Origin of the sequence: Pseudomonas vanderleydeniana (assembly GCF_014268755.2) — a bacterium.
Lineage (GTDB): Bacteria > Pseudomonadota > Gammaproteobacteria > Pseudomonadales > Pseudomonadaceae > Aquipseudomonas > Aquipseudomonas vanderleydeniana.
In genome coordinates this window covers 3,425,651-3,447,700 of sequence record NZ_CP077093.1, presented here as the reverse complement: position 1 = coordinate 3,447,700, position 22,050 = coordinate 3,425,651, and the positions used below count along the sequence as shown (strand labels likewise).

Annotated in this window: 14 protein-coding genes and 1 pseudogene; 11 read left to right on the top strand and 4 right to left on the bottom strand. The window is 65.0% G+C overall.

Features of this window, described 5'->3' with window-relative positions:
- Positions 1 to 7: 7 nt before the first annotated feature.
- Positions 8 to 601, bottom strand: coding sequence for a LemA family protein (locus HU752_RS15690; protein ID WP_186676751.1), 594 nt, complete (start codon positions 599 to 601; stop codon positions 8 to 10).
- 63 nt (positions 602 to 664) lie between these two features.
- On the opposite strand from HU752_RS15690, the pseudogene HU752_RS15685 reads away from it, so the two are divergent.
- Both HU752_RS15685 and HU752_RS15680 read left to right on the top strand, forming a co-directional pair.
- Positions 665 to 1,033: pseudogene (locus HU752_RS15685) on the top strand (DinB family protein); the annotation flags it as partial.
- A 247-nt stretch (positions 1,034 to 1,280) separates the two neighbouring features.
- A complete protein-coding gene (locus HU752_RS15680) occupies positions 1,281 to 2,624 on the top strand; it encodes an MFS transporter (RefSeq protein ID WP_302471901.1) in 1,344 nt (447 codons plus the stop codon).
- A gap of 18 nt (positions 2,625 to 2,642) precedes the next feature.
- Here HU752_RS15680 and HU752_RS15675 read toward each other — a convergent pair whose 3' ends face one another.
- Positions 2,643 to 3,128 (bottom strand): Lrp/AsnC family transcriptional regulator, encoded by a 486-nt coding sequence (locus tag HU752_RS15675; protein WP_186676759.1) that lies wholly within the window; start codon positions 3,126 to 3,128, stop codon positions 2,643 to 2,645.
- Between the two features lie 129 nt (positions 3,129 to 3,257).
- On the opposite strand from HU752_RS15675, the gene HU752_RS15670 reads away from it, so the two are divergent.
- The 7 genes from HU752_RS15670 (at position 3,258) to HU752_RS15640 (ending at position 17,234) form a co-directional block, all read left to right on the top strand.
- Positions 3,258 to 4,289, top strand: coding sequence for a histone deacetylase family protein (locus HU752_RS15670; protein WP_186676760.1), 1,032 nt, complete (start codon positions 3,258 to 3,260; stop codon positions 4,287 to 4,289).
- A 147-nt stretch (positions 4,290 to 4,436) separates the two neighbouring features.
- Positions 4,437 to 5,870 carry an amino acid permease gene (locus HU752_RS15665; protein WP_186676761.1) on the top strand — a complete coding sequence of 478 codons (1,434 nt, stop codon included), beginning with the start codon at positions 4,437 to 4,439 and terminating at the stop codon, positions 5,868 to 5,870.
- A 12-nt stretch (positions 5,871 to 5,882) separates the two neighbouring features.
- On the top strand, positions 5,883 to 6,947 hold the full coding sequence (gene ocd / locus HU752_RS15660) for an ornithine cyclodeaminase (RefSeq protein ID WP_186676763.1): 1,065 nt from the start codon (positions 5,883 to 5,885) through the stop codon (positions 6,945 to 6,947).
- A 114-nt stretch (positions 6,948 to 7,061) separates the two neighbouring features.
- Positions 7,062 to 8,894, top strand: a complete 1,833-nt coding sequence (locus HU752_RS15655) for an AAA family ATPase (RefSeq protein ID WP_186676766.1) — start codon at positions 7,062 to 7,064, stop codon at positions 8,892 to 8,894.
- A gap of 2 nt (positions 8,895 to 8,896) precedes the next feature.
- Complete coding sequence (locus HU752_RS15650) at positions 8,897 to 9,550, top strand: 4Fe-4S single cluster domain-containing protein (RefSeq protein ID WP_186676768.1); 654 nt, start codon at positions 8,897 to 8,899, stop codon at positions 9,548 to 9,550.
- Positions 9,551 to 9,555: 5 nt separating this feature from the next.
- Entirely contained in the window at positions 9,556 to 15,879 is a 6,324-nt protein-coding gene (locus tag HU752_RS15645) for an AAA domain-containing protein (protein ID WP_186676771.1), read from the top strand.
- On the top strand, positions 15,876 to 17,234 hold the full coding sequence (locus HU752_RS15640; RefSeq protein WP_186676774.1) for a hypothetical protein: 1,359 nt from the start codon (positions 15,876 to 15,878) through the stop codon (positions 17,232 to 17,234). The genes HU752_RS15645 and HU752_RS15640 overlap by 4 nt, the downstream gene beginning before the upstream one ends.
- A gap of 207 nt (positions 17,235 to 17,441) precedes the next feature.
- Here HU752_RS15640 and HU752_RS15635 read toward each other — a convergent pair whose 3' ends face one another.
- Complete coding sequence (locus HU752_RS15635) at positions 17,442 to 18,032, bottom strand: GNAT family N-acetyltransferase (protein WP_186676777.1); 591 nt, start codon at positions 18,030 to 18,032, stop codon at positions 17,442 to 17,444.
- A complete protein-coding gene (locus HU752_RS15630) occupies positions 18,029 to 18,586 on the bottom strand; it encodes an RNA polymerase sigma factor (protein ID WP_186676780.1) in 558 nt (185 codons plus the stop codon). Before HU752_RS15630 ends, HU752_RS15635 begins: the two co-directional genes overlap by 4 nt.
- A gap of 264 nt (positions 18,587 to 18,850) precedes the next feature.
- Between HU752_RS15630 and sctW the strand changes: the two genes are divergently transcribed.
- Together sctW and sctV are read left to right on the top strand one after the other, a co-directional pair.
- Positions 18,851 to 19,960 carry a type III secretion system gatekeeper subunit SctW gene (gene sctW, locus HU752_RS15625; RefSeq protein WP_186676789.1) on the top strand — a complete coding sequence of 370 codons (1,110 nt, stop codon included), beginning with the start codon at positions 18,851 to 18,853 and terminating at the stop codon, positions 19,958 to 19,960.
- Positions 19,957 to 22,047 (top strand): type III secretion system export apparatus subunit SctV, encoded by a 2,091-nt coding sequence (gene sctV, locus HU752_RS15620; protein WP_186676795.1) that lies wholly within the window; start codon positions 19,957 to 19,959, stop codon positions 22,045 to 22,047. Before sctW ends, sctV begins: the two co-directional genes overlap by 4 nt.
- Positions 22,048 to 22,050 lie beyond the last annotated feature (3 nt).

The following is a 22,050-nucleotide window of genomic DNA, read 5'->3' as shown; positions in this document are numbered from 1 at the left end:
GGGCAGATCAGAACGATACCTTGGGTGCGGCCTGGATCTCGGCGCTGTCGGCAAACTCCAGCAGGCTGGCATCGGCAGAGTGGCCAAAGGCTGCGGCGAAGAACACCGGCGGGAAGGTCTGCTTGTAGGTGTTGTACGCCATCACCGAATCATTGAAGGCCTGGCGGGCGAAGGCCACCTTGTTCTCGGTGCTGCTCAGCTCTTCGCTGAGCTGCTGCATGTTCTCGGAAGCCTTGAGTTCCGGATACGCTTCGAGGGTCACGTTCAGACGGCCCAGAGCGCTGTTCAACAGGCCCTCGGCGCTGCCCAGCTGGGCCATGCTGCCGGCATCGCCCGGATTGGAAGCCGCGCTCTTGAGGCCGCTGACAGCCTGGTTGCGGGCGTTGATCACCGCTTCCAGGGTACCGCGCTCGTGCGCCATGTAGCCCTTGGCGGTTTCCACCAGGTTGGGGATCAGATCGTGACGGCGCTTGAGCTGGACCTCGATCTGGGCAAAGGCGTTCTTGAAACGGTTACGCAGGGTCACCAGCTTGTTGTAGATGCCGATGACGTAGAAGACCAGGAGGGCAACGATAGCCAGAAAGATCAGAATGGTGGTCATGCGACGTCCTTATCTTCGTCAGGAAAATGAGCGGCGATGTTAGCGCATAATCTCCAACAAGCGCTGCAACGGTTTGCCCGACACCCGGCGCAATACCCGTCCCTGGAGCCGATTCGCCAGCGCCCCTCCCCCAGTCGCCTCGACCAGTTGCTGTTCCCCAGTTTCGGTGAGCTGATCGGCTACCGCACCTGGCTCGACCAACTCATCATCGATTGGGCACACAGTGTGTCCGAAGCGGACCTCGACCACTCCCTGCACTACGCCAACAGCAAAGGCATACCGGGCGTTCGCGACTTCCACGGCCTGGTCGTCCACCTCTTCAACCACCAGACCCATCATCGCGGGCAAGTGACCACCCTGCTGTCGCAGGCCGGCGTCGACGTCGGCAGCACGGACCTGCTCGCGCTGATCCCCAACGAACCGCACAACTGATCATCCAGTCGACCTGCTGGAAGAACAGCCCGCAGGCACCTGCCGCCCTCACCCTGGCCGTGAACCTGACGAAAGAGTCGAACTGACGGTCGGGACCGAGGGCAGGAACCGAGCTGGCCGCTGATGCCTTGCCAGGTGACGCCCTTGTCCACCTGCGACAAATCATCACACATCCGACGTCCGAGCCGAAAACAGGGTAATTGCATCTTCATTTGCGCCATCGCGCCCGCTAAGATTCGCGCCTGCGTTGCCAGCCCAGAATTCCTATAAAACCCCGCCTGCAACACCGTTACTCCGTTCGTTCTCTGAGGTCATCATGTCCCCGCAATTATTGGCCACGGCGCTGGCACCGCTATTGGGCCTGTTCATCATCAGCATCAGCAGCGCACTGATGTCGTCCCTGACCACCCTGCGCCTGGATACGCTGGGGTTTTCCGCCAGCATGATCGGGATCGTGTCGTCGGCCTACTTCGTCGGCCTGACCCTGGGCTCGATCTTCAACGAACGGCTGATCGTGCGCATCGGCCACATCCGCGCCTACAGTTGCTTCGCCGCGGTGATCGCGGTGACCATCGCGTTGCAGGGCCTGAGCCACGACCCGTGGGTGTGGTCCGGCCTGCGCCTGATCGGCGGCTGGGCGCTCGTCGGCGTGTACCTGGTGGTGGAAAGCTGGTTGCTGCTGGTGGCCGAACCGAAGATCCGCGGGCGCCTGCTGGCGGTGTACATGATTGCCTTGTACGGCGCCGGCCTGATCGGCCAGATGAGCCTCGGCCCGGTGATGGGCGCAGGTGAAAGCGTACCGTTCACCATCGCCGCCATGCTCGCCTCACTGTCGCTGGTGCCGATCGCCATGATTCCGCGGGTTACCCCGCTGGTCGAGCGCGCCGAGCCGCTGCCGGCCGGCCAACTGATCCGCATCACCCCGACTGGCGTGATGGGCTGCTTTGGCTCCGGCGTGATCATTGCCGCCGTCTACACCCTGTTGCCACTGTACCTGCAGAAAGTCGGGCTGAGCGTCACCGAAGTCGGCCATACCATGGCCGCGGTGATTTTCGGCGCGATGGTGCTGCAATACCCGGTGGGCCGCTGGTCCGACCGCAAGGACCGCCAGACCGTGCTGATCGTGCTGGCCGCCGCCTGCCTCGTGCTGTCGGCCATCACCCTGCTGCTGCCGCCTTCCGGCTGGCCCATGCTGGTGGTGATGTTCCTGCTCGGCGGCGGCGTGTTCGCGGTGTACCCGGTGGCAGTCAGCCACGCCGCCGACAGTGCGCCGTCCGGTGCCCTGGTGCGAATGATCCAGGGCCTGCTGCTGATCAACTCCCTGGGTTCGGCGGTCAGCCCCCTGGCCATTTCGCCACTGATGGAATGGTCCGGCCCGTCCGGGCTGTTCTGGGCATTCGCGGTGCTCAACCTGGCGCTGGTGATGTTCTTCGTCTGGCGTCGCCGTGCGCACCCGGTAACTGTTGCCGCCGCGCCGTTCGCCGCTGCCACGCAGTACTCGGCAACCGGCGTCGAACTGCGCATGACCCAGGACCTGACCGAAGCGGTAGAGGCTCACGAAGCCGCCGAACAGGCTGCCCCGGCACAATAGGACACGCGACAGGGCCCGCTACCCGTCCACGGGTATGCGGGTCACCGCCTTGACCTCGCGCAACGCGAGGCTGGACTGGATCGAGGAAATGCCTGGCTGGCGCCGCAGCACATCCTCGACAAAACGCCCGTAGCTCTCAAGATCGGTGGCCAATACGGTCAGCACGTAGTCCGCCTCCCCCGTCACCTTGTGACACGACAGCACCTGCGGGAGCCCCCGAACGACCGCCTCGAAATCATCCGGCGCGTTCGCCGAATGATTGCCGAAGCGCACCTGGGCGAACGCCATGACGTCATAGCCCAGCTTGCGCCGGTCCAGGTTCGCCTGGTAGTCCTTGATGATCCCCAGATCCTCCAGCCGCTTGCGCCGGCGCCAGCACGGCGTCACGGTCATCGACAGCTTCTCGCCGAGCGCGGCGCTGGACAGCGTGCCGTCCTCCTGAAGCAGGCGCAGCAACGAACGATCGACGCTGTCCAGCTCATCCACTGCAAAACCTTTGCTCATATCAAGGCAATCCTGAGTCTGACTTTGCTAAAAAGTGCCCACATTGCGCGAATAAAGCAAAGAATTTTCACGCCCTCCAGCTCAAAATCTTCCCATCAGCCATTACAGGAACAGCAAGAGGAAATTCGCGTGCTGACAGTCTTCAGTCCCAAGCATCGCCTGCATCACGGCTCCGAACTCAAGGATGGTGCCGTCAAGCCGTCCTTCGAAAACCCGCAGCGCGCCGATACCGTGCTCGCCCGTGTGCAGAACACCGCATTGGGCGAGGTGATCGCCGAACAGGAGTACGACCGCGCCTGCTACGTCGCGGCCCACAGCGAGCGCTACGTGAGCTTCCTGGAAAATGCCTGGAGCGAGTGGACGGCCACCGGCAAGACCCATGACGCCCTGCCGCTGGTCTGGCCCGTGCGTGACCTGGCGATCGACCGCGAGCCGGGCTTCATCGACGGCAAGCTGGGTTTCTATGCCATGGACGCCGGCTCGCCGATCACCGGCGGTACCTGGGAGGCGGTGCGCAGCAGCGCCAACGTGGCGCTGACCGGCATGGACCGGGTCATTGCCGGCGCCGACAGCGCCTTTGCCCTGTGCCGTCCACCGGGACACCACGCCGCCCGCGAGTACATGGGCGGCTACTGCTACCTGAACAACGCGGCCATCGCCGCCGAACGCTGCCTGAGTCGCGGGGCGAAACGGGTGGCCGTGCTGGATGTCGATTTCCATCATGGCAACGGCACCCAGAACATCTTCTACGACCGCCCGGATGTGTTCTTCGCCTCCATCCATGGCGACCCGCATGTGTCCTACCCCTACTTCTCGGGCTATGCCCATGAGACAGGCAGCGGTGCCGGGGTCGGTTTCACCGCCAACTATCCGCTGCAAAAGGGCACCACCTGGGACCATTACAGCGCTGCGCTGCAGAACGCCCTGGAGCGGATCGTCACGCACCAGGCCGAGTTCCTGGTGGTATCGCTGGGCGTCGACACCTTCGAGGACGACCCGATCAGCCACTTCCGCCTGACCAGCGAAGACTTCCTGCGCCTGGGCGCGCAGATCGCCAGTGCCGGCATCCCTGCGCTGTTCGTCATGGAAGGCGGCTACATGGTCGACGAGATCGGCATCAATGCCGTCAACACCCTGCAGGGATTCGAGAACAACCGCTGAAGTCGCTCAGTTCCACACGCCACGGCACACACGGACAGGTGCCGCGGCGTAAAGCCCCAAGCCCAACCACTGTGATAGGCCGGCACGGGCAGCACATGGCCTCGTCCGGACACTCAACATAACCATTACAAGAACAAGAGGTCAGTCATGGAGAAAATCTCCAGTCACCCTGATGACAGCTCGGCTGTCGGGCACGACTCCAGCGGGCACCTGCAACGGACCCTGGATAACCGTCACATTCAACTGATTTCGATTGGCGGTGCCATTGGTACCGGACTGTTCATGGGTTCCGGAAAGGTCGTGGCCTTGTCCGGCACCTCGATCGTGCTGGTCTACGCCATTCTCGGGTTCTTCCTGTTTTTCGTCATGCGCGCCATGGGTGAGCTGCTGCTCTGCGACCTGCGTTTCAAATCGTTCGCCGATATCGTCGCCGCCTACCTCGGACCCCGGGCCGGGTTCGTCCTCAGTTGGTCCTATTGGCTCAGTTGGAGCGTCGCGGTGGTCGGCGACGTGGTGGTCGTGGCCGGGTTCTTCCAGTACTGGTATCCGGACGTGCCGGCGTGGATGCCGGCCTTCTTCACGATGTTCCTGCTGCTGGGATTGAACATGCTCGCCGTGCGGGTGTTCGGCGAAGTGGAGTTCTGGTTCGCCATCATCAAGATCGCCGCCATCGTCCTGCTGATCCTCACCGCCCTGTTCATGATCGGCACCTCGTACACCTCGCCCAATGGCGTGGTCGCCTCCTTCGGCCACATGGTCGAGCCACAGTCGATCCTGCCCCACGGCCTCAGCGGTTTCTTCGCCGGGTTCCAGATCGCCGTGTTCTCCTTCGCCGGTACCGAGCTGATCGGCACCACCGCTGCCGAGGCGAAGAACCCGGAACGCACGCTGCCCAAGGCGATCAACACCATTCCCTGGCGCATCCTGCTGTTCTACATCCTCGCCCTGGTGTGCATCATCAGCGTGGTGTCCTGGGCCGAAGTGCCGGCCAACCGCAGCCCGTTCGTGGAACTGTTCCTGCTCGCCGGTTTCCCTGCCGCTGCCGGCATGATCAACTTCGTCGTGCTCACCTCGGCTGCGTCCTCGGCCAACAGCGGCGTGTACTCCGGTTGCCGCATGCTCTTCGGCCTGGCCCTGCGCAAGAGCGCCCCGGCACTGTTCGGCAAGCTGTCGGCGCTGAGCGTACCGGTATGGAGCCTGCTGTTCTCCGGCGTGTTCATGCTGATCGGCCTGGCCCTGCTGTTCATCATTCCCGAGGTGATGACCGTGTTCACGCTGATCTCGACCATCTCGGCGATCCTGGTGATCTTCACCTGGTCGATGATCCTCGCCGCCTACATCGCCTATCGCCGGAAGAACCCGGCGGCCCACCAGCGTTCGAGCTTCAAGCTGCCCGGCGGCGTACCGATGGCCGTCGCCACCTTCCTGTTCCTGATCTTCGTGCTCGGCCTGCTGGCCCTGCGACCGGATACCCGTACGGCGCTGTACTTCATGCCGCTGTGGTTCCTGTTCCTGGTGCTGGCCTACAACCGCAGCAAGGCTTCGCCGCCCGTCACCGCCACCACCCCCACCCTGAACTGACGGAGAGACTTCATGACCCGTTTCGTCGATGTACCCACCATGACCCGGCTCGTCGAGGAGATCGGCATCGCCCGCTTCATCGGCGACCTGGCCGATGCGATCCATGACGATTTCCGCCGCTGGCCCGAGTTCGACAAGTCGGCCCGCGTCGCCAGCCACTCCGACATCGGCGTGATCGAGCTGATGCCGGTGGCCAACGAGCAGCGCTACGCCTTCAAGTACGTCAACGGCCACCCGAAAAATACCCAGCTCGGCCTCTACACCGTGATGGCGTTCGGCGTGCTCGCCGACGTCGAGACCGGCTACCCGGTGCTGCTCTCGGAGCTGACCGTGGCCACGGCGCTGCGCACCTGTGCCACCTCGCTGATGGCCGCGCGTGCGCTGGCCCGTCCCGACTCGCGGCGCATGGCACTGATCGGCAACGGCGCGCAGAGCGAGTTCCAGGCCCTGGCCTTCCACTATCACCTCGGCATCGAGGAAATCGCGGTCTACGACGTCGACCCCGAGGCCACCGCCAAGCTGGTCCGCAACCTGGCCGAGTACCCCTCGCTGAAGATCATCCGTGCTGCCTCTACCGCCGAGGCGGTACGGGGCGCCGATATCGTCACCACCGTCACCGCGGACAAGACCTACGCAACCATCCTCACGCCCGAGATGATCGAGCCGGGCATGCACATCAACGGCGTGGGTGGCGATTGCCCCGGCAAGACCGAACTGCACGCCGACGTCCTGCGGGCCGGCACGGTGTTCGTCGAGTACGAGCCGCAGACACGGATCGAGGGCGATATCCAGCAGATGCCCGCCGATTTCCCGGTGGTCGACCTCTGGCGGGTACTGGCCGGGCAGGTCCGTGGCCGGACCGGCAGCGAACAGGTGACCATCTTCGATTCGGTGGGCTTCGCCCTGGAAGACTATTCCGCCCTGCGCTACATCAATGAGCAGGCTGAAAAGCGCAACCTCGGCATCGGCATCGAGCTGGTGCCCTGGGGTGAGCAGGACGATGGCAACGATCCCAAGGACCTGTTCCGCTACACCCGGTCGGGCAAGGCACGTCGTTCAGTACGGCGGATTGCCTGACTGAGTGAGGAAAGGCGTTACGACGAGCAACGCCTTTTCAGGCCCGAAGATGGTATTAAGGAGGACATCTTGTAGGTAACATCCTACGCAGACCATCACAGCTGCGAGTCGCCAATGCCAGGGAATGCTCCGTTTGAACAACCACGGTGGGCGCGCGATCTACTGCGCTTCCTGCCGTTGAAAAGCCAATTCGTCCTGTCAGGGAACATCCGCGACCTGCAAGCCTGTGAAGTGGCGCCCGGTACCGTCACCGCGCAAAGCTTCAATCAGGCGTTGTGCGATGTGCTGCTCAACAGCGGTCATGCCCAGGTGCTCAGTTGGGATCCGGTCGCCGGTTTTCGCGCACTTGGGCGCCCCGGCAGCGATCCGGCCGCCGGGCATGCCCTGCTCACCGAACTGGGCCTCACCCCGGTGGACGGCGTCGCCCCCGCCGGCATCGACCTGCTGGGCAGCACCCTGCCGCGCCTGGTCAATCGCGCGGGTGAACCGATCGCCCTGATCATCGACTTCGCCTCCCGCCTGGTCGTGCGCAACGACTCGCTGAGCGCCGCCGAACACCAATTGTTCACCCAGGCCCTGGTGCTTTCGCACCAGACCCGCAGTCGTCCGGCAGGAGAACAGCGCAAGCCGTTCTTTAACAGCGTGCTGTGGGTGGTGGAAAAGGAAGGCGACCTGCCCGACTGGCTGCTGGTCGACAACCCGCGCCTGCGCCATATTCCCGTGTCCAAACCCGACCAGCTCGCCCGCCGCGCCCTGGCCCCCGCCCTGCTCAAGGGGCTGGCGGGCAAGCCCGAAGCCACCGAACAGGAACGCCAGGGGGCCATCGATGCCTTCGTCGAAAACACCGAGGGCCTGCTATTGCTCGACCTCAGCGCCATCGCCCAGTTGGCCCGGGTCGAGGACGTGCCGATGGAGCGCATCACCGATGCCGTGCGCCGCTACAAGGTCGGGGTCACCGAAGACCCCTGGCTGAAGATCGACCGGCAGCGCATCCGCCAGGCCGATGAGATCGTGCGGCGGCGCGTCAAGGGCCAGACCCACGCCGTGACCCACATGCTCGATATCGTCAAGCGCGCCATGACCGGTGTCGGCGCCAGCCGCAAGGGCAATAGCCCCCGGGGCGTGGCGTTTCTCGCCGGCCCCACCGGGGTCGGCAAGACAGAGCTGGCGAAAACCATCACCAGCCTGCTGTTTGGCGACGAAAGCGCGTACATCCGCTTCGACATGTCGGAGTTCAGTGCCGAACATGCCGACCAGCGCCTGATCGGCGCGCCACCGGGCTACGTCGGCTATGACGTCGGCGGCGAGCTGACCAACGCCATTCGGGAAAAGCCCTTCAGCGTGGTGTTGTTCGACGAGATCGAGAAGGCACACCCGCGCATCCTCGACAAGTTCCTGCAGATCCTCGACGACGGCGTCCTGACCTCCGGTCGCGGTGACCGCGTGTATTTCTCCGAGGCGCTGATCGTGTTCACCTCCAACCTGGGCATCTACCGCCAGGGTGAAAACGGCGAGCGGGCCGCCAATGTCCTGCCGGGCGAGCCCTACGAAACGGTACGCGACAAGGTTCACGGCGAGATCGACCGCTACTTCAAGCTGGTGCTCAACCGCCCGGAAATCCTCAACCGCATCGGTGAGAACATCATCGTCTTCGACTTCATCCGCGAGGATGTCGCCGAGCAGATCTTCACCCAGATGGTCGACAGCACTTTCGCCGACCTGCGCGACCTGCAACTGACCATCGAACTGGCCCCGGCTGCTCGCCAGGTCCTGCATGACCTGTGCCTGCGCGACCTGTCCAATGGCGGGCGCGGTATCCGCAACCAGCTCGAAGCGCGCCTGCTCAACCCCCTGTCCAGGGCGCTGTTCGACCAGGATGCGCAACCCGGCCAGTCGTTCCTGATTACCGAACTGGATGCCGCCGGCCTGAACCTGGAACGCCGCTGACCATGGAACTGAGCCTGTCACGGGTGCACTTCCCGGTCACCACCCTGGGGCCGGGGCGGCGCCTGGGTATCTGGTTCCAGGGCTGCCGCATCCGCTGTCCGGGCTGCATCTCCGCCGATACCTGGGGGCCTGGCCGCTGGCGGATCGAACTGCCCCGGCTGCTGGCAGACCTGCAGCCCTGGCTGGCCGAAGCAGAGGGCATCACCCTCTCCGGCGGCGAACCGTTCGATCAATTCGACGCACTGCTGGCCCTGCTCGGTGAACTGCGTCGCCTGAGTGACGTCGACATCCTGGTCTACAGCGGCTATTCGCTGGAGCAGCTCGAACCCAAGCTACGGCAGGCCAACGGCCTGATCGACGGATTGATCAGCGACCCCTACCTGCAGGAACAACCGCAATCGATGGCCTTGCGTGGCAGCGACAACCAGCGGCTGAGCCTGTTCACCGAATTGGGGCAGGCCCGCCTGGGAACCTATGAACGGCAATTGACACCTGCCGACAAGGCACTGGACCTGATGTTCGACGACGATGGCAGCATCTGGATGGCCGGCATCCCGAAACGCGATGACCTGCTCCGGCTGCGCGACCTGCTCCATGACCAAGGCCACCAACTACAGCTGAGTGCCCATACCGCGCGGCCTCGCCAAGGGAAGTGATACGGATGATTCGTTTTTGCCCCAACTGCCAGTCCGAGCGTTCGCTCGCGGAAATCTTCTGTGAAGGCACCATCGACGGCCACGCCTGTGGCTGGGACCTCTCCGGGGAGGCCATCCATCCGCTCGGCTGGCGCCCACAACCGGTCGTCACCGTGGATGATCTGCCCAAGGCCAGCGACGAAATCGCTGCGGCACCGGACACCCGCCTCTGCGAAAACGGCCACTCCATGGAGGCCGGTGACCTGATGTGCCTGGAATGTGGCAGCGGCCCGGCCAATCAGGACGCCGCCGCTTCCTCCAGCGACATCGAGGTGCCACTGCCACCACCCGGGCCCGACAGTGCGACAGTCGTCGATGGCTGGCACCTGCTGCGCCAGATCAGTCATACCGACGGTGTACGTGAGCGCTACATCGCCCGGCATCAGGAAAGTGAACGGCAGGCCGTACTGACCCTGTATCGGCCCGGTGCCGAACCGGACCCGGCCATCTACGATGTCATCCGCCGGCTGCCGCGTGAACACGTCCCCGAGATCCTCGCCACCGGCCGCTGGGATGAGCGGGCCTACGAGGTGATCGAGGAACTGACCGGCGGCACACTGGCCGATCTCGGTATCGTGGTCAGCGATGATGCGGCCGTTCGCCATGTGGTCCGCGAACTGGGCCAGGCCCTGCATGCCTTCAACGAAGCCGGCCTGCGCCACCGGGACCTGCGCCCCGCCAGCCTGCTGGTACGGACTCGCGAACCGCTGGACCTGGTGATCAGCGGCTTTGGTTCGGCACGGCTGTCCGAGTTCGACCTGGATATCGTTTCCCCGCTGGAGACCAGCCGCTACATGGCCCCCGAAGCGATCGCCGGCGGCGTGGCCCCGGCGTCGGACTGGTGGAGCCTGGGCATGATCCTGCTAGAACAGCTGACCCACGGGGCCTGTTTCGAAGGGATCAACCCCAACGCCTTTCTGATCCATGTGCTCGCCAACGGCGTGCCGATTCCCGAGAACCTCGACCCGCAACTGAACCTGCTGCTGCGCGGCCTGCTGGCCCGTGACCGGCACCAGCGCTGGCAGTGGCCACAGGTGCAGGACTGGCTCAATGGCATCCCGGTCGAGGCACCGGCGTCCTCGTACAGCGAACAGGATGATGACGAAGGTGCGTCCATCACCCTGGGCAGCCAACGCTTTCGCAAACCCACGGTATTCGCCCTGGCGGCGGCGCAGGCGGACAACTGGGCCCAGGCCCTCGACCACCTGCTGCGCGGGGTCATCGTCACCTGGGCCGAACACATCGGCCTGGCACCGCGGCTGCTGGCCGGCCTGCGCCAGGTGGCGCAGCACGAAGGCATCGAGGATGATTTCCGGCTGATGCTCGCCCTCAAGCTGCTCAACGCCGAGATCCCGCTGATCCATCGCGGCGACATCGTCACCCCGGGCTGGCTGCTCGATCACCCGCTCGAAGGCTACCGGCTGATCAGCGGCTCGCTGCCCGACCTGCTCGAGCAGTTGCAGACCGAAAGCTGGCTGTCGCGGCTGAGCGTGCGTGCGCAGAATGTTCGCCAACGGGCACTGCACCAGCACATCGAGGTCGATGAAGAACACCTGCGCATCTACCTGCTCTCCACCTCCCGTGCCCGCCTGGCCGCCCAGTGGCAGGAGCGCCAGCGCCTGCTGCCGGACACCGAACACCCCGGCCTGCAGGCCCTGTCGGAACGCCGGGTGATCGCCGAGGAAGACCTGATCGTCCTGCTCAGTGCGAACATCAGCCAGTTCCGCTCGGCCACCGCGATCGTCGAGGAAGCCGCGAGCCTGGCCAGGGATGCCGACGTTCGACTGTTTGATCCCGACAACGCCAGCGCGCTGCTGGAACACCCCCGGCAGGAACTCTACCGCGCCGTCGACGAGCGCATCAGCGGCTTCGCCTGCAGTGGCGTGCCAGTGGTGGACGAGTGGGCGGAACAGTTCCGCCTGGAACGGCGCATGCCCCTGGCCAGGGCCCTGGTGCTGCTGGCGATTCCCGCCGAGCAGTGGCTGGAACCGCAGAAACAGCAGTACGTCTCGCAGATCCTCGACTTCTTCGAGAAGAAGGTCGTCACCGCCGTGATGCGGGGCCCGCTGGTGCGCATGAGCATCGGCAAGACCACCGCGCGCGTCGACCTCCAGGAACTGGACACTGAGCGCCGCCCCGCTGCCGCCCTGCTCGATCACCTGCTGCTGCGTAACGCCCGCTCGGTAAACCTCGATCCGGAAAGTTTCCTGGCCAACGCGCAACTGGAGTCGCGACTGCATGCCTTGCAGCGGCAAAGCTCGCTGTACAAGCGCGACACCGGTATCGACGGGCTGTACCTGGGATTCCCGTTCCTGCTCAGCCGCGATACACGCGGCAATACCCGCCCGCGCATCGTGCCGCTGCTGTTGTGGCCGGTGAAGCTGATCGTCGAGGTGGGCAGCCGCGCGCAGGTGGCGCTGGCGTTCGATGGCGAGCGCGAGGAGGTCCGGCTCAATCCGGCACTCGAAAGCCTGCTCGGCCCCGAAGCCTGCAAGCAGTGGCGCAAGACTGCCGATGAGTTGCTCGGCCGCTCGGCAATCCGTACCGCCGATGTCATGGATGCCTTCGGCATGCTCGCCACGGCACAGTCGCGTACGCTGGCTACGCTGCCGCCGACCAGCATCGACGTGGCACCGTACAAGGACGAACTGGCCTGTGCCGCCGTGCTGTTCCATGTCACCTTCATGGGCCAGGCCATCGGCGAGGACCTGCGCCAGCTCAAGTCGCTCTCGCCGGGCGGCACCGGCCTGGAGACCGCCTTGCGCCTCAAGGAGTCAGTCGAAGCCGAGGCCGGTCAAGCGCCGCCCGAACTGCAACGGTTCTTCACCGTGGCCAGCGATCCCTCCCAGGAGGCGGCGGTAATGCGCGCCCGGCAAAGCCCGGGGCTGCTGGTCGAGGGGCCGCCCGGCACCGGCAAGAGCCAGACCATCGTCAACATGGTGGCCGACGCCATTGGCCGCCAGCGCAGCCTGCTGATCGTCTGCCAGAAGCATGCCGCGCTCGAAGTGGTACACAAGCGCCTGGTGGCCGAAGGTCTCGGTCAGCGCATCGTCATGCTCAATGACGTCAACCGTGACCGCGAGCCGGTCATTCGCAGTATCCGTGAACAACTGGAAGCACTGTTCGTCGAGGGCGCCTGGGCGAGCGACTGGCAACGCCAGCGTGAACGCATGGCCGCGCGCATCGAAGCCCTGGAAGGCGAACTGGATCGTTTCCACCAGAGCCTTCATCGAATCGACGAGTTGACCGGCATCAGCTACCGCAGCCTGCTGGGTGAGCTGATCGAACTGGAGCAAGGCAGCCCGCTGCTGGAATTCCCGGCGCTGCGCCAACGCCTGGCCGCACTGGATATCGCCAGCCTGACGCGCCTGGAGGAAAACTGCGCGCCGCTGATTCGCCTCTGGCTGCCGGCCCGGTTCGAAGGCAGCGCCCTGGCGCAACTGCAGCCCTTCGCCGCGGACCCGGCGACCTTGCAGGCGTTCAGCGATGCCCTGCTGGAGTTTGTCGCGGCGGAAACGGCTCGCCAGAAGGTCTTGCAGGAGCACCTGTCGAGTTTTGAGGTCGACGACCCGACGCCCTACCGCCACTGGATGGCCGGGCATGCCGAAGCCCTGCTGGGCCTGAAAGAGGAACAGCGCCTGCGCCTGGCGCACTGGCTGCCGCTGTTCCGGCGCAATGACACGACACAGGCACTGCGCGGTGAAACCCTGCTCGCCGAACTGGGCGATATCGAACAGCAACTGCGCCAGTTGGACCCCGGGCATTACCTGCCGGGCCACTCCCCTGCGCTCAGCGCGCTTGACGACAAGTCACTGCAGCGCTTGCGGCGTCATGCCGAACAAGTGCTGCAGGCCCAGTCCTGGCTGGCCCGGATCAACCCGCTGCACCTGCTGCGCCGACGCGGCCTGCGCCGCTTCCTGCGTAGCCACGACGCCCAGGCCGACGACACCCGCCTGCCGGCCCTGCTGGCCGCCGCCACGCTGGAGACCCGCACACGTCCGCTGCAGGCGGCGCTGAACGGCGTACATCAGGCATTGGGCCTGGAAGCGCTGGCACCGGATGTCCGGCTGGAACTGCCGAGCCTGGCCAGCCGTGATATCGGTCATCTGCGCGAAATCCAGGCACTGGCCCAGGGCCTGGCGCTGGCGCCGCGCGGCGAGCAGGTCGATGCGGCGATTCTCACCGGCCAGAAGCAGAGCTTCGAAGCGCTGCTCAAGGACCTGGATGCCGCCCTCATTCGCCAGGGCGCCAGGCAGCACAGCCAGGACCGTCTTACGCGGCTGGCCGACTGGGTGGGCGAAGACCTGCGCCAGGCGTTCGAACGGGCCATTGCCGCGAATGAAAGCAACCAGCTGGCCCTGACCCGCTTGCAGGACGCGCTGCCTGCACTGGCGGCCTACCAGCGCTTTCGCGGGCGGGCCGGCCAACTCGGACCGGCCGACCTGGAACTGCTCGCGCTGTTGCGCCAGGTCCAGGACAAGCTCGATCAGCTCCCCGTCGACCAACTCGAAAGCGCCGTGCGCCGACTGCTCAACCGTGAGGCCCGGCTGGGCTGGAAGCATCGGATCGAGCAGGCCAACCCGGAGCTGCTGTTCGGCCAGGATGAGGCCCGGGCGAAGGTTGCCGGGCTGGCCGAAGCCGACATCCAGATGCGCCTGCTCAACCGCGAGCTGCTCGGCAAGGGCATCGACCCTGCCCGCCTGGGCAGCCGCAAGCAGTGGGAAGACGTCACCCGCCTGACAGGCAAACGCTCGCGACGCCTGCGCGAGTTCATCGAAATGGGTTCGGAACTGGGCCTGATGAGCCTGCGTCCGGTCTGGCTGATGAACCCCGACGTCGCCAGCCGCGTGCTGCCACTCAAGGCCGGCCTGTTCGACATCGTGATCTATGACGAAGCCTCGCAGATGCCGGTGGAGTTCGCCTTGCCAACCCTCTACCGCGGCCAGGTGACCGTGGTCAGCGGCGACGAGAAACAGATGCCACCCACGGCGTTCTTCTCGAGCCGGGTCGAAAGCGACGAAGCCGAACTGTTCGATGGCGACCTGCCGAACGAAGACGCCGACGAGGAACAGCGCGAAGCCTTCGAGGACACCTGGAACCGCCGGGAAATCAAGGACTGCCCGGACCTGCTGCAACTGGCCCGCAGCGTCCTGCCCAGCACCACGCTGGAGATCCACTACCGTTCGGCCTACCGCGAACTGATCGGTTTCTCCAACGCGTCGTTCTACGGCAACCGCCTGAGCGTACCGGTGCGCCATCCCCAGGCCAATATCCTGCGGATCAAGCCGCTGGAGCTGATCCAGGTCGACGGGCTGTACCAGAACCAGAGCAATGCCCTGGAAGCCGAGCGGGTCGTCGAGCATCTTGCCCAGCTGTGGCGTCAGCCCTACGAACAACGCCCCTCCATCGGCGTCGTCACCTTCAACCGCAAGCAGGCCGACCTGATCGAGGAACATCTCGAACGACGTGCCGAGGAAGACGAGCTGTTCCGCCAGGCCTACGCCCAGGAGCGCGAGCGCCTGGAGGACGGCGAGGACATGTCGGTGTTCGTCAAGAACGTGGAAAACGTCCAGGGTGACGAACGCGACATCATCGTCTTCTCCACCACCTTCGGCCGTAACGGCCAGGGCGCCTTCCGCCGCAGCTTCGGCGTGCTCGGGCAAAAGGGCGGCGAGCGGCGCCTGAACGTGGCCGTCACCCGTGCGCGCCGGAAGGTGGTGCTGATCACCTCGATGCCGATCGCCGATATCTCCGACATGCTCACCACCCACCGCGCGCCCAACAGCCCGCGCGACTACCTGCAGGGCTACCTGGAATACGCCCGTGGCCTGTCGGCCGGAGAGTTCGCCACCAGCGCCAGCCTGCTCAACCGCCTGCAGACCGACCGCAGCGAGGCCCGGCGCCGGCAGCAACAACAGCGTGACGGTTTCATCAACACCGTTGGCCAGTACATTCAGTCACTGGGCTGGCAGGCCAGCAGCGCCAACGAGGGCGATGCCTTCGGCCTGGATTTCGCCATCGAGAACCCGGCCACGGGCCTGTATGCCATCGGCATCGAGTGCGACTCACCCTGCCACACGCTGCTGAGCCACGCCCGCGCCCGCGAAATCTGGCGGCCGTCGGTGCTGCACCGTGCCATCCCGAACCTGCACCGGGTCTCGTCCCATGGCTGGTATCACGATGGCGACAATGAACGTGCACGGTTGCGGGCGGCGATCGAAAGCGCCTTGCAGCCGGCCCTCGAACCCCTGCCGCAGAGCCCGGCAACCGTAACGGAGACCAGCGCATGAGTGGACCGAAAGTCGTCCGCATCGTCACCCGGGAAGAGATCCTGGCGATCTGCGAGGCCCACCTGCAGCGCCTGGCTACAGCCTTCGAGCGCTGGCAGACGCAGGCCGGCAGGATCGGCGAACTGAGCGAGGCCGACCGCGCCGCCGCCGTGGCCCGGCATGCACGCTTGTGCGCGTTGCTGCAGCAGGATCAGTTGCGTGAACTGCAAAAGGCCGTGCCCATCGAAATCGACTTCCTGGAACGCGACCTGGAAGAGCGCGAGGAACGGGCGATCATCCGCGCAACGCAAAAGCGCCAGCAGCAGCGGCGTGTCCACGAAAACGCGGCCACCCTGCTCAAGGCCCTGCAGGCCAAGCCCGGCCTGGCCACCCGCGAGTTGCAGCAAGAGATCAGCGAGCTGGCCCAGGGCGCTTCGCGCGAAGATGCCGATGCCCTGCTGGCCAAGGGGTTCGCACTTCTGGCCACGGCGCCCGGGCAGGAAACCCTCGGTGCCGGGCAGCACGCCCTCGCCCAGCAGCTCAAGAGCGACGCGCCGGCCCCCTCGCTGGCCGACTGGATCAATAGCCAACCGCTCGACAGCTCAAGGGATGTACGGCTGCTGCGCATCGACCGGCACATTGCCGAGCTGCAACTGCTGCAAGGTGTACAGGCGGCCGAGCCGTTTGTGCTCAGGCTGGAAAAGGCCGAAGCCGAGTCCCGCCCGCAAACCCACAACCTGCTGCTCGACAGCCTGGTACTCGACCTGGCCCACGCCACACGCCTTTACCAGCAACAACGCGCCCACTTCAACCAGTTGCAGGATCTTGCCAGCGAAGTGGCCGCCTTCCAGGATACGGCCCACCAATCGCTGCTGGAGCAGGTCGCGGGCTGCGAAGCGAACCAGGACCTGCAGCAGCTCAGCGGTCTGATCGAACAGTGCAAGGCCGCGATCAGCACCCATCTGCAGGCACAGGCGGCCATCGCTCGGCGCCAGGCGGTCCTGCAGGGACTGGCCAGCCTGGGTTATGAAACCCGCGAAGGCATGGAAACCGCCTGGGCACAGGCCGGGCGTGTGGTACTGCGCAAGACAGCCACCCCGGGGTTCGGGGTCGAAGTCGGCGGCAAGGCGGACACCGGTCGCCTGCAAGTGCGTGCCGTCGCCATGAGCCACGACCGCGACAAGACCCGGGATCGCGACATCGAGACCATCTGGTGTGGTGAATTCCAGCGCCTGCAGGCGCTGCTGAAAAGCCAGGGCGATGAGCTGATCATCGAACAGGCCCTGGAGGTCGGCCAGGTCGAACTCAAGGTGGTCGCCACTGGCGAGCAGGAGGCCATCGAGGCGGCCAGGACCACCCAAAGAACCCTCGGCTGAGCGATACCGGGCACCGGGGCCACGATGGCCCCGGCAACCGGAGGCCGCCCCTAGGCTATGCACGAAATCGCTTGAAACTTGTTTATGCGGCGTTAAAAACCGGCTCGGAATGCTCATTGACAACCAGTCAAGTCGGGCGCGACCCCGGGCGTTCCTCGCCGGTTTTTGCCTTGCCTAACCTGCGTTTCAAACAATTTCGTACACAGCCTAGTGCGCGGCGCTGTCAGGGGCCGTCGCAACCGGCGACGGCTCGGCCAGGGTCTCATACAGCGGCAGGCCGAACAGCAGCACGTCGGCCCGTTCCTCGCCAAACCGGGCGATGTTCGGCAGACGTGCCCACTGCACCGCACCGATGGACTGCACGATGTGCTGGCTGGGTACGTTGGCGGCCATGATCCAGGCCACCAGGGTTTCCAGGCCGAACTGGCGGCCGAGAATCACGGTCGCATGCCCCAGGCGCACACCAATGCCACTGCCATGGCGATCGGCCCGGACATAGATCGCCGTTTCGCCCGTGTTGCGGCAGGCCTGGGTCCCCCAGCTGAAGCGGTTGATCGACAGCCAGCCGACCACTTCGCCCCCGCGCTCCAGCACATATACCGGCAGGCCATCACGCTTGTAGAGGTTGATGTAGAAGGTCACCTCCTCCAGCGTCATCGGCCGGGTCACTGGGGAATTGGCACCGGTGCCGGCCGTTTCGTTGAAGATTTCCATCATCGCCGGCAGGTCGGCCTCACAGGACTCCCGGACGCCCCGTGGCAGGGTCGCGGGCAAGGCACGGCGGACAAAACCGTTCATGCGCTGACCCCCTCGGCATACACACTCATTTTCAACTGGCCGCGAGCCCGGGCCAGGCGCGAGCGCACGGTGCCGATCGGCACCCCCAGCTGCTGCGCGGCGTCCTGGTAGCTGATGTCCGAATCGACCAGCAGGTCGATCACCGCGCGCATGTCCACCGACAGGCCATCGATGGCTTCCAGGGTGCGACTGAGCAGGCGCTGGTGTTCGCTGACCTGGCTGGGATCATGCCCATGCTCCAGGCTCTCGACTCCCGACTCTTCCAGCACCGCGCATTGCGGCTTGCTGTAGAGGCTCTTGAAGTGATTGCTGACCAGGTTGGTGGCGATCCCGAACAACCAGGTTTCCGGCTTGGAGGCCCCGATGAACTTGTGCTGGTTGCGCCAGGCTTCCAGGTAGGTCATCTGCATCAGGTCATCGACATCGGCCTGGTTGAACACCCGCTTGTTGATGAAACAACGCAGTTTCTTCTCGCTGCTGCGTGCCAGGCCACCCAGGTCCAGCTTGATGGCGCCAATGACTTTCGCTTCCTTCTGAACGCTATTCGATTCCACGGTTGATCCCTCATCACTCACGCTATGCCGACAGTGGCGAGAGAGACAGAGAGCAGCGAATGTACCAACCTCAACACTTAAACAAGTCTTTGATTTAAAAGGATTTAATTTTCAAAAAACGGCTTTTTTTGCCATTTGTTGCACTTTCGACAAAATCGCCGTGCCAGTTCTTGCACAACCTCCCAGGCTGCCAGAAGGCAGGGAACCGCAGGCCGCCAGACGCCACTCAGCACACACCAGTACTGCGGTGGATTGCCTGCCTCCATGAAAATCAACAGCTACAACGACGTCGTACCCCTGGACCTGCTACCACGCCCGCCCATCGTCCCGGAGACGAGCGCGAGCGTGCCGGACAACCCGCTGATCGATTCCATGGAAGAAGTGGCGCTGAAGTTCAGCGAGAGCGTCGAGCGCCATAGCAAGAGCCTGGATGAGCGGCAGATCAGCGAGTCCTCGCGCGGGCAGCGCGTGGAGCGCATCGAAAAACTCGCCGAGCTCTACCGCCTGCTGGACTACAGCGACCAGCCGAGCCTGGAACAGCAGGCCCGGCGCATGCAGATGCAATTGTTGCAGCAGCCTTCGCTGCAGTCGGCGCTCAGCGTGGCCGAACAGGACCCGGCACGCGCCGACATCCTGCTGCAGCAGGCCCTGCGGCTGTCGACCAGCGAAGGTCGGGACACCGAGGCCCAGAGCACCCGTGGCCTGATCGACGAACTGCGCCAGTTGCACGGCGACCGGATCCGTGCCGGCTTCAACACGGCCGGCGCGATTGCCCTGTTCAGCCAGGACCCGCAACATCGCACCGCCATGCGTCAGCTGTACTACAGCGCCATCGTCGGCCAGCAACCCCTGGCCAGCCTGCTGGAAGGCCTGCTCGAACGCTTCAGCGAAGAGCAGTTCGGCCGCGGCCTGCGCACCTTGCAACGAGCCCTGGCCGACGACATCGCCGCCCTGTCCCCCTCCCTGCCTGGTGGCGTGTTGGGCTCGATGCTGCGCGGCCTCGGATCCTGCGGCCAGCTCAACAATCTGCTCAAGGCCTGCCAGGCCCTGCTCGACCGCCAGCGCCAGCACCAGCCACGCAGCAACATGACATCGCTGGCCATGAGCAAGCGGGTCCTGCGCTTTTGCGGCAACGGCTTTTTCGCCCGCGACCTGACCCTGCTCGGCGAAGACACCCTGGGCCAGGCGCCGCACCTGCAACCCTGGTTCTTCAACGGCCTGTACCCCTTGCTGCAGAACCTGCCGCTGGTGCTGTGGAAGGACCTCAAGACCCGGCAGAACGGCCTGCGCCTGCTGCAGAACCTGATGGACCAGCTGGCCCGCCAGGAACGCCAGGCCATGGGCCTGGGCGATAACCTGCGAGGCCTGCAATGAACCGCCTGATCCACAGCCTCAACCGCCTGGCCCTGGCGGTGATGCGGCGTACCGAGATCGTCGGCGCGGTGATGGTCATGGCGATCGTGTTCATGATGATCCTGCCGCTGCCCACCGCGTTGGTGGACGTACTGATCGCCCTGAACATCTGCATTTCCTCGCTGCTGATCGTCCTCGCCATGTACCTGCCGCGGCCCCTGGCGTTCTCGACCTTCCCGGCGGTATTGCTGCTGACCACCATGTTCCGCCTGTCGCTGTCGATCGCCACCACGCGACTGATCCTGCTGCAGCAGGACGCCGGGCATATCGTCGAGGCGTTCGGCAGCTTCGTCGTCGGTGGCAACCTGGCGGTGGGCCTGGTGATCTTCCTGATCCTGACCATCGTCAACTTCCTGGTGATCACCAAGGGCTCGGAACGGGTCGCGGAAGTCGCTGCACGCTTCACCCTGGATGCCATGCCCGGCAAGCAGATGTCCATCGACAGCGACCTGCGGGCCAACCTGATCACGGTGCGCGAGGCCCGCCAGCGGCGCGAACAGTTGTCCAAGGAAAGCCAGCTGTTCGGCGCCATGGACGGCGCCATGAAATTCGTCAAGGGCGATGCCATCGCCGGCCTGGTGATCGTGTTCATCAACCTGATCGGCGGCTTTTCCATCGGTATCCTGCAAAACGGCATGGAAGCGGCCGACGCCATGCACCTGTACTCGGTACTGACCATCGGTGACGGCCTGATCGCGCAGATCCCGGCACTGCTGATCTCCCTCACCGCGGGCATGATCATCACCCGCGTGGCCCCGGACAGCCAGGCCGGCGACGCCAACATCGGCCACGAAATCGCCGAGCAGTTGACCAGCCAGCCCAAGGCCTGGGTGTTTTCCTCGCTGGGCATGCTCGGTTTCGCGGCGATCCCCGGCATGCCCAGCCTGGTGTTCGTCAGCATCAGCCTGGTGTGCCTGTTCAGTGGCCTGATCCAGCTCTGGCGCATCCGCCAGAAACAGATCCAGCAGGACCACGCCGGCGCCGCGCGCAACGCCGCTCCGGAACTCAACGGCCACGAGGACATCCGCCGGTTCAATCCCTCGCGCCCCTATCTGCTGCAGTTTCACCCTGCTCACCAGGGCAGCAAGGCCCTGGAACGCCTGCTGCAGGGCATCCGCCAGCGGCGCAATAGCCTGGTGCACCAGTTCGGCCTGACCCTGCCATCCTTCGAGCTGGAGTTCAGCCCGCACTGCGCCGAAGACGAGTTCCGCTTCTGCGTCTACGAGGTACCGCTGATCCATGCCACCTTTGCCGAGCGCATGGCCGTGCACAGGCGCCAGAGCGGCGAATTGCATGACGGCGAGCCCGGGCGCGTCGAGCGTGCCGAACACGAATGGATCTGGTTTGACCCCGGGCATGCGCTGCTGCGCATGAGCAGTGTCGACCCGGTCAGCGCCGAGGAACTGATCCTGGAGCGCATGAGCCGGGCGTTCCAGGCGACCGGGCCTCAGTTCATCGGCCTGCAGGAAAGCAAGGCGATTCTCGGCTGGCTGGAAAGCGAGCAGCCGGAACTGGCCCAGGAGCTGCAGCGGACCCTGCCGCTGGCCCGCTTTGCCGCCGTGCTGCAGCGACTTTCCGCCGAGCTGGTGTCACTGCGCTCGGTACGCCCGATCGCCGAAACGCTGATCGAGCAGGGCCAGCACGAACGCGACCTGAATGCCCTGACCGACTACGTGCGCATCGCCCTCAAGGCGCAGATCTGCCACCAGCATGCCGAGCAGGGCGTGCTCAATGCCTGGCTGGTCACCCCCGAGACCGAAGTCCTGCTGCGCGACGCCCTGCGCCAGAGCCAGCACGAGGCCTATTTCGCCCTCGAACCGGAAGTCGGCGGCGCGCTGCTCGAACAACTGCGCGAAGCCTTCCCGCTGCGGGCCAGGCCGGCGCCGGTGCTGCTGGTCGCCCAGGACCTGCGCAGCCCGCTGCACGGCCTGCTCGACGAAGAATTCAACCACGTCCCGGTGCTGTCCTTTGCCGAGCTGCTGTCCAGCGTGCAAGTGCAGGTACTGGGGCGAATCGACCTGCAAGAGGCACAGGCCATGCTGGCCTGATGG